General features: G+C 57.5%; 12 protein-coding genes. 9 read left to right on the forward strand and 3 right to left on the reverse strand.

Annotated features, from left to right (window positions below):
* Positions 1-422: 422 nt before the first annotated feature.
* Positions 423-908: a pentapeptide repeat-containing protein gene (locus tag GJV78_RS12215; RefSeq protein WP_155108614.1), complete on the reverse strand. Its 486-nt coding sequence runs from the start codon at positions 906-908 to the stop codon at positions 423-425.
* A gap of 304 nt (positions 909-1,212) precedes the next feature.
* Between GJV78_RS12215 and GJV78_RS12220 the strand changes: the two genes are divergently transcribed.
* Positions 1,213-1,989, forward strand: coding sequence for an FkbM family methyltransferase (locus GJV78_RS12220; protein ID WP_330998807.1), 777 nt, complete (start codon positions 1,213-1,215; stop codon positions 1,987-1,989).
* 40 nt (positions 1,990-2,029) lie between these two features.
* Here the strand turns inward: GJV78_RS12220 and GJV78_RS12225 are convergent, their stop codons facing one another.
* Together GJV78_RS12225 and fdhD are read right to left on the reverse strand one after the other, a co-directional pair.
* Positions 2,030-2,242, reverse strand: coding sequence for a YdgH/BhsA/McbA-like domain containing protein (locus GJV78_RS12225; protein ID WP_155108615.1), 213 nt, complete (start codon positions 2,240-2,242; stop codon positions 2,030-2,032).
* 128 nt (positions 2,243-2,370) lie between these two features.
* On the reverse strand, positions 2,371-3,147 hold the full coding sequence (gene fdhD, locus GJV78_RS12230) for a formate dehydrogenase accessory sulfurtransferase FdhD (protein ID WP_230979123.1): 777 nt from the start codon (positions 3,145-3,147) through the stop codon (positions 2,371-2,373).
* Between the two features lie 254 nt (positions 3,148-3,401).
* On the opposite strand from fdhD, the gene fdnG reads away from it, so the two are divergent.
* From fdnG to GJV78_RS12270, 8 genes are all read left to right on the forward strand, one after another.
* Positions 3,402-6,452 (forward strand): formate dehydrogenase-N subunit alpha, encoded by a 3,051-nt coding sequence (fdnG, locus tag GJV78_RS12235; RefSeq protein ID WP_155108616.1) that lies wholly within the window; start codon positions 3,402-3,404, stop codon positions 6,450-6,452.
* A gap of 12 nt (positions 6,453-6,464) precedes the next feature.
* Positions 6,465-7,367 carry a formate dehydrogenase subunit beta gene (fdxH, locus tag GJV78_RS12240; RefSeq protein WP_155108617.1) on the forward strand — a complete coding sequence of 301 codons (903 nt, stop codon included), beginning with the start codon at positions 6,465-6,467 and terminating at the stop codon, positions 7,365-7,367.
* A complete protein-coding gene (gene fdoI, locus GJV78_RS12245) occupies positions 7,364-7,999 on the forward strand; it encodes a formate dehydrogenase cytochrome b556 subunit (RefSeq protein ID WP_155108618.1) in 636 nt (211 codons plus the stop codon). Before fdxH ends, fdoI begins: the two co-directional genes overlap by 4 nt.
* Positions 8,000-8,173: 174 nt before the next feature.
* The gene (locus tag GJV78_RS12250) at positions 8,174-9,517 is read left to right on the forward strand and encodes a vWA domain-containing protein (RefSeq protein WP_167519532.1); all 1,344 of its coding nucleotides are present in this window, start codon (positions 8,174-8,176) and stop codon (positions 9,515-9,517) included.
* Positions 9,518-9,534: 17 nt separating this feature from the next.
* Positions 9,535-11,058 (forward strand): sensor histidine kinase, encoded by a 1,524-nt coding sequence (locus GJV78_RS12255; RefSeq protein WP_155108620.1) that lies wholly within the window; start codon positions 9,535-9,537, stop codon positions 11,056-11,058.
* Complete coding sequence (locus GJV78_RS12260) at positions 11,033-11,719, forward strand: response regulator transcription factor (protein WP_155108621.1); 687 nt, start codon at positions 11,033-11,035, stop codon at positions 11,717-11,719. The genes GJV78_RS12255 and GJV78_RS12260 overlap by 26 nt, the downstream gene beginning before the upstream one ends.
* 312 nt (positions 11,720-12,031) lie before the next feature.
* The gene (fdhE, locus tag GJV78_RS12265; RefSeq protein WP_155108622.1) at positions 12,032-12,961 is read left to right on the forward strand and encodes a formate dehydrogenase accessory protein FdhE; all 930 of its coding nucleotides are present in this window, start codon (positions 12,032-12,034) and stop codon (positions 12,959-12,961) included.
* 291 nt (positions 12,962-13,252) lie between these two features.
* Entirely contained in the window at positions 13,253-14,173 is a 921-nt protein-coding gene (locus tag GJV78_RS12270; RefSeq protein ID WP_155108623.1) for an alpha/beta hydrolase, read from the forward strand.
* Positions 14,174-14,280: the final 107 nt, after the last annotated feature.

The following is a 14,280-nucleotide window of genomic DNA, read 5'->3' on the forward strand; positions in this document are numbered from 1 at the left end:
TTAGCGGCCCTTTCCGGGTGTGCTTATACGGATGCCGCCGTTTGCCCCGCCTGAACCAAAGCAGGTGGGCTAATTAAACCGCTCCCTTCGGGAGCAACTCGTTCAACATAACGTATTTGCACGGCAATCTTACGCTCGGCAAGCTTTTCAGCATTGCGGGTTTGACAACAAAACCGGAAACGCCAGCGCTGCAAATTTAAACGACCCCGGCGAAATGCTTTAATTTAGTTATCAAACACATAGAAATTTATTTCCTCAACCCTGTCGAATTCTTCGCCATATAGCACCAGGACACGTAACACCATAGCGGGGCCGCCTGTAACAAAGCTCCGATGCTTTATCGCGCCATTTATTTGTCAGGCAGAGCCCACTCCCACCCCAAATCCACCTTGATGATTTTCACCGCATCCTGAATTAAATCCTTACGTTGTACAGAGGATGGCCCCTTCTTTTACAGGATCAAATTTATCCGGCCATCGTGTATTTTCATCAAATAATGCGCCAGCCAATGTCACTTCGTCATACCTTTCAAAGCATAAATTAGCCCCGCACAGGTTAGCGCCAGAAAAATCAGCACGAGAAATATCCGCACCTGCAAAATTTGAGTTTATTAAAACTGAATGGCTAAAATTGGCCGCTATCGGTCTTGAGTTTTGAAAATCACAGCCCGTCATATCTGAATTTTTCAGGAAGGCATTCATTAACGCTGCGTTATAAAAATCAGCATTTTTAACGGAAGAATTTTCAATACTTATGTTTCTCAGATGCGCCTCCCTGAACAGAGAGAAATCCAGACAAAGGCTATCAAGTATAGCCCGGTGTAGATTCATCCTGCTAAAATCATACCCCATCAAGGTAGTTGCATTAATTTCCAGAAACGTTCCTGTTTCAAATTGAATTTTTATCATCTGCTCCCTCAGCCGCCTTATCCTGTTCTATTTAGCTTAACAGATTTTGCCATGAGAGTTACCTTTTGTTAAGCGTTTACTCACTTAGCTGAGGCCCACTATTGCTGGGTAAAGCCACTCTTTTCACTTTATTTAACACAATACTTTCCAAATATACTTAAACGTTATCCGATTTATTCTATGACAACACCATAATACATTGATAAATTGATAAGCTTTATATTACCATGCGATTTTGCGCTATTGAATCCAGGTGTACAAGCTCATAACAGTACCAGTTAAGCTTTAAAAGGAGACTTTCAACGTGCCGGATGATTTAATGGAATTCCACAATTGTGGAAATTTAAAATATTTACTTACCAACGGCCCTGATTTAATAAATAGCCATTTAAGAGAAGGCCATGAATGGGAATCATTGACGTTAACGGTATCAAAGTTACTTACGGAAAATGTGCAAGAACCTGTTCTTATTGATATAGGCGCTAATCTGGGAGCCTGGTCTGTCCCCATGGGATGGCATATCAAGGAGCGGGGAGGTATTATTCATTCATTTGAACCTCAACGCCCTGTTTTTTATCAACTTTGCGCTAATTTATTGTCCAACAACCTAATTAATTGCTATGCCCATAATATGGCCGTAGGCGATTACACAGGCACTGTGGATATTCCTCTTCTTGATATATTCAAATGCGAAAACCTCGGCGCGCTATCTCTGTCTGAAAAAATACGCAAAGAACAGGGATGGATAAAAGATGAAGCCTGTAAAGAGCAGGTCAGAATCGTCACCCTGGATGATATGCAATTGCCACCTGCAAATCTTATCAAAATAGATGTGGAAGGACTGGAGCTGGAGGTGCTGAAAGGCGGAAAAAACTGGATAAAACAATCGGGCAATCCCCCTATTCTTCTGGAGGTCTGGGGAGATTACATGAAAAATATGATTAAAAAGAAAGAGAAACTCATTCACTTCCTGCAGAAAGATATGGAGTATGAGTTATTTTTCATAGGGGAGTTATGTATAGGGCAATATACTGGAAACCCTTTAATCGATATTAACGAAAAACTGTGCCAGTATATATAAAAAGCGCCCTGCGGCGCTCTTTTCACCGTTGTGAACAGGATTATTTCAGCAGTTCCGCGGTCATATGCACGCGGTTGCCGGTGTAAGCAGAGGTAATTTTGTAATCGCTGGCACCGGCCTGCTGGGCCTGGGCGGCAATTTTTGCTTCGGTGCTTTCCAGCGTGGTGCCGGTGGCGCTGACGGACGTCGCGGCAAAGGAACCAAAAGTAGCGGCCAGAGCGATAACTGCGACAAAAGTTTTGATGCTTTTCATGATGTAAACCCTTCTATTTAGTTTTCTGAGTAAGGCACGTTGCCTTGATGTGCTTAATCTTAGGCCGCTACTCAGGTAACTAAAAGCGGAAGGATTTGCTTAAAACATTCAAATTTACTGAAGGTAAATTAACCGGCGATCAGGCGCTGCGGATGGGTATAGATCGTCGCCCTGCCCGGCTTGCAAAAGCCCACCAGCGTCAGATTGCAGCGTTCCGCCACCTCCACCGCCAGGGTGGTTGCCGCTGAAACGGCGAACAGAATCTCAACGCCGCACATGGCAGACTTCTGCACCATCTCATAGCTGGCGCGGCTGGAGACCAGCACGGCCCCCGCCTGCCAGCCGTCGCCCTCAACGGCCCGACGACCGAGGAGCTTGTCCAGCGCCACGTGACGCCCCACGTCCTCATGGCCGCCCGCCAGCTCGCCGGAAGGCAGCACCCATCCTGCGGCGTGAGTACACCCGGTCAGCCTGCCGACAGGTTGAAAATCAGTAAGGTGATGCAGCGCCTGGTCAAGATTCGCCAGACCGAAGCGTTGGGTGAACGGCAGCGGCTCCACCGGCCTGCCGATATCGTTGAGCTGCTCCACGCCGCACACCCCGCAGCCGGTGCGCCCGGCCAGCGCCCGGCGGCGCGCTTTCAGCCCCATAAAGCGGCGGCTGGAAAGCTCAATCTGAACTTCCAGACCGTTACAGGAAGGAACCACATCCATCCCAAAGATATCGCCCGGGGATTCAATAATGCCTTCGGAAAGTGAAAAACCGACCGCGAAGTGTTGCAGATCCTTCGGCGACGCCATCATTACCACGTGAGAAATCCCGTTGTAGACCAGCGCGACCGGCACCTCTTCCGCCACGTCATCCTGCCGGGCGTGCTGCAGATCCCCGCGTTTCCAGAGGGTCATCTGGCGTGAACATGTAAATTTTGTTACATTGCGCTCTTCTGCAAGATATATGTTATTCACTTTCTTTTAACCATGTAAAAACACGGGTAACATACCGTGGTGATTTATCACAAATCCCTCCCGTATGAAGGGAAATAGACCCAATTCTGGACTTTTGCGGCCCGGTCCGCAAAGAAAAATAACAACCACTCGCTGAACGTTCGCGGTCGCGGTATGTGAAGGCGATGTAACAATGTCGAAACAAGGAGCAAACCATGCAGGTCAGCAGAAGGCAGTTCTTTAAGATCTGCGCTGGCGGTATGGCAGGCACCACGGCGGCGGCTCTGGGCTTTGCACCCGGTTTAGCGCTGGCGGAGACGCGACAGTATAAGCTGCTGCGCACCCGCGAAACCCGTAATACCTGCACCTACTGTTCCGTTGGCTGTGGGCTGTTGATGTACAGCCTCGGCGACGGGGCAAAAAACGCCAAAGCCTCTATCTTCCATATTGAGGGCGATCCGGATCATCCGGTCAGCCGCGGGGCGCTCTGCCCGAAAGGCGCGGGGCTGGTGGATTTTATCCACTCCGAAAGCCGCCTGAAATTCCCAGAATATCGGGCACCAGGTTCCGATAAATGGCAGCAAATCAGCTGGGAAGAGGCGTTCGATCGCATTGCGAAGCTGATGAAGGCGGATCGCGACGCCAACTTTGTCGCGCAAAATAGCGAAGGCGTCACCGTCAACCGCTGGCTGACCACCGGGATGCTGTGCGCCTCGGCCTCCAGTAACGAAACCGGCTATCTCACCCAGAAATTTACCCGCGCGCTCGGTATGCTCGCGGTGGACAACCAGGCGCGCGTCTGACACGGACCAACGGTAGCAAGTCTTGCTCCAACGTTCGGTCGCGGCGCGATGACCAACCACTGGGTCGACATCAAGAATGCCAACCTCGTGGTGGTGATGGGCGGCAATGCCGCTGAGGCGCATCCGGTGGGGTTCCGCTGGGCGATGGAGGCCAAAATTCACAACGGCGCGAAGCTGATCGTTATCGATCCGCGCTTTACCCGCACCGCGTCGGTGGCCGACTTCTATACGCCTATTCGTTCCGGAACCGACATCGCTTTCCTGTCAGGCGTGATGCTGTACCTACTGACTCACGAAAAATACAACCGCGAATACACCGAAGCCTACACCAACGCCAGCCTGATCGTGCGTGAAGACTTTGGCTTCGAAGAGGGCCTGTTCAGCGGCTACGATGCGGACCAGCGCCGGTATGATAAAACCAGCTGGCACTACGAGCTGGACGAAAACGGCTTTGCCAAACGTGATACCACCCTGCAACACCCCCGCTGCGTATGGAATCTGCTGAAGCAGCACGTTTCCCGCTATACGCCGGATGTTGTCGAAAACATCTGTGGTACGCCGAAAGCCGACTTCCTGAAAGTGTGTGAGTACATCGCAGAAACCAGCGCGAAAGACAAAACCGCCTCGTTCCTCTACGCCCTGGGCTGGACGCAGCACTCCGTCGGCGCGCAGAACATCCGCACCATGGCGATGATCCAGCTGCTGCTGGGCAATATGGGGATGGCGGGCGGCGGCGTAAACGCCCTGCGCGGCCACTCCAATATTCAGGGGCTGACCGACCTCGGCCTGCTCTCCCAGAGCCTGACCGGCTACATGACCCTGCCGGGCGAGAAGCAGACCGACCTGCAGACCTACCTGGCCGCCAACACGCCGAAGCCGCTGCTGGCCGGCCAGGTCAACTACTGGAGCAACTACCCCAAATTCTTCGTCTCGATGATGAAGGCCTTCTTCGGCGATAAGGCCACGGCGGAAAACAGCTGGGGCTTTGACTGGCTGCCGAAGTGGGATAAGAGCTACGACGTGCTGCAGTATTTCGAGATGATGAGCGAGGGCAAGGTCAACGGCTATCTGTGCCAGGGCTTTAACCCGGTCGCCTCCTTCCCGAATAAAAATAAGGTGGTCGCTTCGCTGTCGAAGCTGAAGTTCCTGGTGACCATCGATCCGCTCAACACCGAAACCTCGACCTTCTGGCAGAACCACGGCGAGGCGAACGATGTCGATCCGTCCACCATCCAGACCGAGGTGTTCCGCCTGCCCTCCACCTGCTTCGCCGAAGAGAACGGCTCTATCGTCAACTCCGGCCGCTGGCTGCAGTGGCACTGGAAGGGCGCAGACGCCCCCGGCATCGCCATGAACGACGGCGAGATCCTCGCCGGTATCTTCCTGCGCCTGCGCAAGATGTACGCGGCGGAGGGGGGCGCGAACCCGGAGCCGGTGCTGAACATGAGCTGGAACTACTCGACGCCGGAGAACCCCTCGCCGGAAGAGGTGGCGATGGAGAGCAACGGCAAGGCGCTGGCGGACGTTATCGATCCGGCCACCGGGGCGGTGCTGGCGAAGAAAGGCGATCAGCTGAGCACCTTCGCGCACCTGCGCGACGACGGCACCACCTCAAGCGGCTGCTGGATTTTCGCCGGCAGCTGGACGCCGAAGGGCAACCAGATGGCAAACCGCGACAACGCCGATCCGTCCGGCCTCGGCAACACCCTCGGCTGGGCCTGGTCGTGGCCGCTGAACCGCCGCATCCTGTATAACCGCGCCTCCGCCGATCCCCAGGGCAAACCGTGGGATGCGAAGCGCCAGCTGCTGCAGTGGGACGGCGCGAAGTGGGGCGGCGTGGATATCCCGGACTACGGCACCGCCGCGCCGGGCAGCGACGTGGGGCCGTTTATTATGCAGCCGGAGGGAATGGGTCGCCTGTTCGCCATCGACAAGATGGCGGAGGGGCCGTTCCCGGAACACTACGAGCCGTTCGAGACGCCGCTGGGCACCAACCCGCTGCACCCGGACGTTATCTCCAACCCCGCCGCCCGCATCTTTAAGCACGACGCGGAGGCGCTGGGGAGAGCCGATAAGTTCCCGTACGTTGGCACCACCTACCGGCTGACCGAGCATTTCCACTACTGGACCAAACACGCCCTGCTGAACGCCATCGCCCAGCCGGAGCAGTTTGTCGAGATTGGCGAAACGCTGGCCAACAGGCTCGGCATCGCCCACGGCGATAGCGTGAAGGTCTCGTCGAACCGCGGCTATATCAAGGCGAAGGCGGTGGTGACGAAGCGGATCCGCACCCTGAAGGCGGACGGTAAGGATATCGACACCATCGGCATTCCGATCCACTGGGGCTACGAAGGGGTGGCGAAAAAGGGCTTTATCGCCAATACGCTGACGCCGTTCGTCGGCGACGCCAACACCCAGACGCCGGAATTTAAGTCCTTCCTGGTGAACGTGGAAAAGGTATAAGAGAGACGACCTATGGCTTATCAATCGCAGGATATCATTCGTCGTTCCGCGACTAACGGCTTCACCCCCGCCCCCCGGGCGCGGGATCATCAGCAGGAGGTGGCGAAGCTTATCGACGTGACCACCTGCATCGGCTGCAAGGCCTGCCAGGTGGCCTGCTCGGAGTGGAACGACATCCGTGACGACATCGGCAGCAACGTCGGGGTGTACGACAACCCGGCGGATCTGACCGCCAAATCCTGGACGGTCATGCGCTTCTCGGAAGTAGAGCAGAACGACCGGCTGGAGTGGCTGATCCGCAAGGATGGCTGTATGCACTGCGCCGATCCGGGCTGCCTGAAGGCCTGTCCGGCGGAAGGGGCGATTATCCAGTACGCCAACGGCATCGTCGACTTCCAGTCTGAGCAGTGCATCGGCTGCGGCTACTGCATCGCCGGCTGCCCGTTCAACGTCCCGCGCCTTAACCCGGACGACAACCGCGTCTACAAATGCACCCTGTGCGTGGATCGGGTGGTGGTCGGCCAGGAGCCGGCCTGCGTGAAAACCTGCCCCACCGGGGCGATTCACTTTGGCTCGAAAGAGGAGATGAAAACCCTGGCCGGCGAGCGCGTGGCGGAGCTGAAAACCCGCGGCTACGATAGCGCGGGCCTGTACGATCCGGCGGGGGTCGGCGGCACCCACGTGATGTACGTGCTGCACCACGCCGACAGGCCGACGCTCTACCACGGCCTGCCGGAAAACCCGGAGATCAGCGCCACCGTCAGGTTCTGGAAAGGGGTCTGGAAACCGCTGGCCGCGGTTGGCTTTGCGGCGACCTTCGCCGCCAGCGTCTTCCACTACGTTGGCGTCGGGCCGAACCGGGCGGATGAGGAAGCGGACAACCTGCACGAAGAGAAAGACGAGGTGCGCAAATGAAACGACGTGACGTTATCGTGCGCTATACAGCGCCGGAACGTATCAACCACTGGGTCACCGCCTTCTGCTTCGTGCTGGCGGCGGTGAGCGGGCTGGGCTTTTTCTTCCCCTCTTTTAACTGGCTGATGCAGATCATGGGCACCCCGCAACTGGCGCGTATTCTGCACCCGTTCGTGGGCGTGGTGATGTTCGCCTCGTTCATCATCATGTTCTTCCGCTACTGGCATCACAACCTTATCAACCGGGACGATATCTTCTGGGCAAAAAATATTCGCCGGGTGGTGGTCAACGATGAGGTGGGCGACACCGGGCGCTATAACTTCGGTCAGAAATGCGTGTTCTGGGCGGCGATTATCCTGCTGCTGCTGCTGCTGGCGAGCGGTGTGATGATCTGGCGTCCATACTTCGCGCCGGCGTTCTCCATTCCGCTCATCCGCTTTGCGCTTATGCTACATTCATTTGCCGCCGTGGCGCTGATTGTGGTTATCATGGTGCATATTTACGCCGCCCTGTGGGTAAAAGGCACGATTACCGCGATGGTCGAAGGCTGGGTCCCCCGCGCGTGGGCCAGGAAGCACCACCCGCGCTGGTATCGCGAGGTTCGCGAAAAGCAGAACAAGCCTCTGCCGTAAGCCCTCCGCTTTAACATCAGGTAACCGGGCGCTGCGGGCCTTTATGCTGCAGCGCTTTTTTGTATGCGACGGCGCGGTTTTGACAACTTTTTGACAACTTTATACAGACAGCAGACCAGGCGGGGTCCGGACCGCATAAGAATGGAATCGATTCGTTTAACAAGGAGACGTACCGTGAATCTCAAACACTGCTTCCTCGCGCTGACGCTGGGGCTGCTGGTCGTAACCGGCGGCGCAAACGCGCAGCGGACGCTCAAAAACCCGATCGTAAAATCGGAGCTGGCCTCCCCGCTGATACTGGAAAATACCCAGCACAAAAACTACCTGAAGATTTCCCTAACCGGCCTTCCACGCAGCGTGGAAAAACGCAGCCCCGTTAACCTTACGCTGGTTATCGATCGATCCGGATCGATGCGCGGCGATCGGATCGCACGGGCGACGGAAGCCGCGATTATGGCGGTCAACACCCTCGGCAGTCAGGACACCCTCTCGGTGGTGGTTTACGACAACGTCGCGGAGGTCATCATACCGGCGGCAAAGGTGGGCGATAAAAAGAAACTTATCAGCCAGATCCGCGAACAGCTGGACGCCCACGGCGGCACCGCGCTGTTTGCCGGGGTAAGCCGCGGCATTAAGGAAACTGGAAAATTTCTTGATAAAGAACGAGTTAATCGCATCATCCTGCTCTCCGACGGCCAGGCGAACGTTGGCCCCAGCTCCACCAGCGAGCTGGCGGAGCTGGGCAAGATCGCCGCCCGCCAGGGGATTGCCGTCACCACCATGGGAATCGGCGAACAGTACAATGAGGATCTGATGGCGGCGATTGCCCAGTACAGCGACGGCAACCACGTTTTTGTACGCATTTCTGAGGATCTGGAAAAAGCCTTCGCCCAGGAGTTCAGCGACGTGATGTCGGTGATGGCCCAGGACGTGCTGGTGGAGATTACGCTCGCGGAGGGCGTTAAGCCACTGCGGCTGCTGGGCCGCGAAGGCGAGATCCAGGGCAATACGGTCACCGTCAGGCTGAACCAGCTCTACGCCATGCAGGAGAAATATGTCCTGCTGGAGCTGCTGCCAGCTAAAGGCCGCGCCGGGCGAAGCCAGCCGCTGGCCGACGTGAAGGTCAGCTATGATAACCTCGCCACCGGCAAGAAAGACGAATGGAATCAGCACGTTGTCATAGCCTATACCGACTCCGCCGATGAAGCGAAAAAAGCGCAGGTGGAGGAGGTGATCGTCGACGCGGCGATCCAGAAGACCGCCCTCGATCATGAGCAGGCCCTGAAGCTTATTGACGCGGGTAAAATGGACGAGGCCAAAGCGGTGCTACGCGGCAGCGCCAGCAAGCTGAAAGCGCTGCCGCTCAGCGCGCCGGCCCCGATGAAAAAAGCGCAAGAAAGCGTAGAAGAAAATCTCCGGCTGCTGGAAAAAATGGACGCATCAAGTCAGGAAGCGACCCGTAAGTCACTGAAAGAGAATCAGTACCGAACCAAGAATCTGAGTTCAAAAACACACTGATCCACAAGGAGCGTCGGATGTCGGGAAGCAGGCCGTTTTATTTCATCATCACGCTGCTGTTTTTTGTTCTGCTTGCTTACCTGGGCTTTCGAACGCTGGAACATGAGGTGCTGCTGCGCCGCTACCAGACGCAGAATCTTGCCAAAGCGCAAGCCGCCCGCATCGTCGTCGGCATCGAAAACCTGCTGCAGCAAAAAGCCGCGCGCCTGCACGCCGTTAGCGATTTTATCTCCGGGGACAACGCTGCCGCTCTCGGAGCGCTGAAGGAGAACGACGGCGATATTATCGCCGCGTTCGCCCTGCGCAAAAACCGCCTGCTCTATCCTGACGAACGCCGACCGCTAAGCCACGAGGAGCGGGCATGGGCGCGACGGCTGGCCCCGCTGGTCAGCGATCCAAGCCAGCTTTTCAGCCATACCGCCCGCGCCGAACGGGAGACGCCGCAGGCCGGCTGGTTTATCACCCAGGAAGGCCAGGAGCCACTGCTGATTTACTGGCGGCAAAAAGGCGGGACGTTCCTGGGCTTTCGCCTCTCTTATGTTCAGCTGATGATGGAGGCCGGCAACGGCGTTCACGTCGAGCCTGCGGAGCAACAGATCGTGCAGATTGTCGAAAACGGCCGTCAGCTTTATCAGAGCTGGCAGGGCGAACAGCATCAGCTTACGCTTCTGCACTCCCGCACCCTGGGCTATCCGCTGACGGCGTGGCAGGTCAACGTTTACGGCACCAGCGCGCCGCTTTATCACGTCTGGCTGTGGGGTAGCCTGCTTATCGGTCTGCTGCTGGCGGCGGTGGCCCTGCTGGGCTATTCGCTGTGGCGAGAATATACCCGCGCCGCCCGCCAGGCGCGTCAGCAGGTCGATTTCGTCAGCCAGGTTTCCCATGAGCTGAAAACCCCCCTGACCAACATTACCCTCTACGCCGGGCTGCTGCGCGAAGGGCTGGACGACGATCAACGGCAGGAGCAGCGCTATCTGGAGGTGATCACCCAGGAAGGGCAGCGCCTGACCCGCCTTATTCAGAACATCCTCTCCTTCACCCGCACGCCCAAAATGCATCTGCAGCCGGTGGATATATCGCGTCTGGTGGCGGAAGTCGCGCATATTTTCACACCGGCGCTACGGGCAAAGGGCATCGATATTACGCTTACCGCCGGGGAAAATATCACGTTATGCAGCGATCGCGACGCGATTGTGCAGATCGTCAGCAACTTTCTCAGCAACGCTGAAAAGTACGCGGCCCAGGGAGGGCGCATCGATCTGACGGCGTGCGCGCGGGCCGCCAGCGTTGAAATCGCCGTGCGCGACTACGGGCCGGGTATTACGGAAAAAGAGATGAAGCTGATTTTCCGCCCCTTCTATCGGGTTAAGTCATCCATTACCGAAGGCGTCTCAGGCACCGGTATCGGGCTGACTATCGCCTCACAGCTGACCCGACGTCTGCAGGGAAGCATTAACGTCGCGGCGGAAAATCCTGGCCTTCGCTTTACCCTCATTTTGCCTCAGGGAAGAAAAGATGAAAATTTTGATTGCGGAAGATGATGTGAATATCCGCCAGGGCCTGGTGGATGCCCTGTCGCGGGAAGGCTATACGCCTGTCGCCGCGCCGGACGGCCGTGCGGCGCTGGTCAGCTATCATCGTGACCGACCGGACTTCGTGCTGCTGGACATTATGATGCCGGAGATGGACGGCTATGCGGTCTGTCGGGAAATTCGTCGTTACAACGAGCACATTCCGATCGTGTTTCTTTCGGCCAAAGATGAAGAGATCGACCGGGTTATCGGACTGGAACTGGGGGCGGACGATTACATCAGCAAACCATTCGGCATTCACGAGCTGCGGGCGCGGATAAAAACCATTGCCCGTCGCTGCCTGCACCAGAACGCAGCCCAGGCCAGCCACAGCTTTCCGTTCGGCGATTTAACCGTTTTTCCCAATGAGCTGCGCGCCCGGCGCGGCGAGGAAAAACTGGAGCTTACGCTGCGGGAGGTGCGTATTTTAAGCTGCCTGGAGCAGCATAAAAATCAGGTGGTCACCCGCGATATGCTGTTTGACGCGGCCTGGGGATACGACTACGTGCCCAACAGCCGCACGCTGGATCAGCATATTTCCCGGCTGCGTAAAGTGATTGAGCGGGACGCTAATCACCCTCAGCTAATCCGAACGGTGCATGGTCTGGGATACCGATATGGGGTATCGTGAGATACGCATTAAGATGCAGCGGGTATCTCCCGCAGACCGATTGCGGTTATCATGACGAACATTCACCAGGCCGGGCCAACAACGCCCGGCCTGCCGTATCACAGAGCGAACCATACCTTATGGATTTTGGGCTGCATCAGGGCGGCGGAAGCACGTCGCCCGCCATGCCGAAGGCGCAGCGGTTCAGGGCGCGGGCACACCGGCCGGACGCTGAACGGCACGTCGCTCCCGAAGGGGAGCGAACGGCGTCACCAACGGACATGCAGCCTGAAACACAACGGGTATCCTTCGCCGAAACCAGGAAGTCACTGAATGAGCATTCGCATCACCCCGCAAGACACGCTCGCGAAGAGCGAGAAACGTGGCGCGGAGACGATCCCGCCGCTCCTGTTCCCCCGGCTCAAAAATTTATATCACCGCCGCGCCGAACGGCTGCGCGAGCTGGCCGAGAATAATCCGCTGGGCGACTATCTGCGCTTTGCGGCGCTGATTGCCCACGCGCAGGAGGTGGTGCTGTACGACCATCCGCTGGAAATGGATCTCACCGCGCGCATCAAAGAGGCAAGCGAGCAGGGCAAGCCGCCGCTGGACAGCCACGTGCTGCCGCGCGATAAGCACTGGCAGACGCTGCTGCATTCGCTGATTGCCGAGCTGAAGCCGGAAATGAGCGGCCCGGCGCTGGCGGTGATCGAGAACCTGGAAAAGGCGTCCGGGCCGGAGCTGGAGCAGATGGCAAGCGCGCTGTTCGCCGCCGACTTCGCCTCCGTCAGCAGCGATAAAGCCCCGTTCATCTGGGCCGCGCTGTCCCTCTACTGGGCGCAGATGGCGAGCCTGATCCCCGGCAAAGCCCGCGCCGAATACGGCGAACAGCGCCAGTTCTGCCCGGTCTGCGGCTCGATGCCGGTCACCAGCATCGTTCAGATCGGCACCACCCAGGGGCTGCGCTATCTGCACTGCAACCTGTGCGAAACCGAATGGCACGTCGTGCGCGTGAAGTGCAGCAACTGCGAGCAGACCCGCGATCTGCACTACTGGTCGCTGGACAACGAGCAGGCACCGATCAAAGCGGAAAGCTGCGGCGACTGCGGCACCTACCTGAAAATCCTCTATCAGGAAAAAGATCCGAACGTCGAGGCGGTGGCCGACGATCTCGCTTCGCTGGTGCTGGACGCGCGCATGGAGCAGGAGGGTTTCGCCCGCAGCTCCATCAACCCGTTTCTGTTCCCCGGCGAAGGGGAGTAATCTCCGCGCTGCCGGCGGGCGGCTCAGGCTGCCCGCCAGCTGGCCGTCCGCACAAGGCCTGTGGGTGACGCGCCGGCCGTGAGGCGGCGATCCTACGCGACGGCCACCCTGCCGTTTCTTTCTCTGCTGGTAAACCGCGCTCCGGCGAGGCGTTTACCGCGCCAGACGCTGATGTTTCACACATTTTTGCGCGCCGCTTTCCACAATGACCGCGCCGTTGACATTTGCTATTTTCTTCCGTGGAATTTCAGGCTATAACTATGTACATGCATACAGTACAAGGATGAAAAAATGGCGCTGGAAGATGGAATTGCCCAACAGGTTGAAGCATTTATCGCAGCAGGTCGCCCCTCTTCGCGGGAAAAAAGCATTGCCGAACGCAGGGCCGGCTATCTCGCCAGCGCGGCCCTCGCCGGAGAGACGGAAACCCGCGTACAGGTCGAAGAGCTGGAGCTTGAAGGAATAAAGCTGCGTTGCGTCTCCCCACTTAATGCCGCCGGCTCTCTGCCCTGCGTCATTTACTATCACGGCGGCTGCTTTATCAGCGGCGGATTCGCCACTCACGATAATCAGCTGCGCCAGCTGGCGTATTACAGCGGCTGCCGGGTCATTGCGGTACAGTACCGCCTCGCGCCGGAATACCCCTTTCCCGCGGCCCATGACGATGCCGAAAAGGGTGCCAACGTCATCTGGACATACGCGGAACGGCTCGGCGTCAATCGCCAGCGCATTACCCTTGCCGGCGACAGCGCGGGCGGGCAGCTGGCGCTGGTCACGGCGCTACGCCTGAAGGCGGCCGGGCGGTGGCTACCCGCCCGCCTGATCCTGCTCTACCCCATGCTTGACGCCGCCGCCGGCTCCGAAAGCTATAGCCGCTACGGTCAGGATTACATTGTGACCCGCGATACGCTGCTCTCCGGCTACGAGATGTATCTGGCCGGCGTTGAGCCGCGGCATCCGGAGGCCAGCCCGCTGTGGCGCAACGATTTTAGCGGCCTGCCGCCGGTGCACATCATCACCGCCGAGTTCGATCCGCTGCGCGATGAGGGCGAGGCGCTGTTTCAGCGGCTTACGGCCCAGGGCGTCGCCTGCACCTGCCAGCGCTATCTGGGCGCGATCCACGGTTTCTTTCAGCTGGGAGGCATTAGCCGCACGGCGCGCAGCGCAATGCAGGATGTCGCCTGGCGCGTTGGGAGGGAAAATGGCCCATGAACTGCCGAGGGATAATCCCAATTCCCGTAAGGCCCATCGTCTGGCTACTGCTTTATTCTGAGCAGTTACCCCGTTAGTGCTTTATAAAGCATGACGGATAGGGGTTT

The organism is Intestinirhabdus alba (assembly GCF_009711095.1).
Lineage (GTDB): Bacteria > Pseudomonadota > Gammaproteobacteria > Enterobacterales > Enterobacteriaceae > Intestinirhabdus > Intestinirhabdus alba.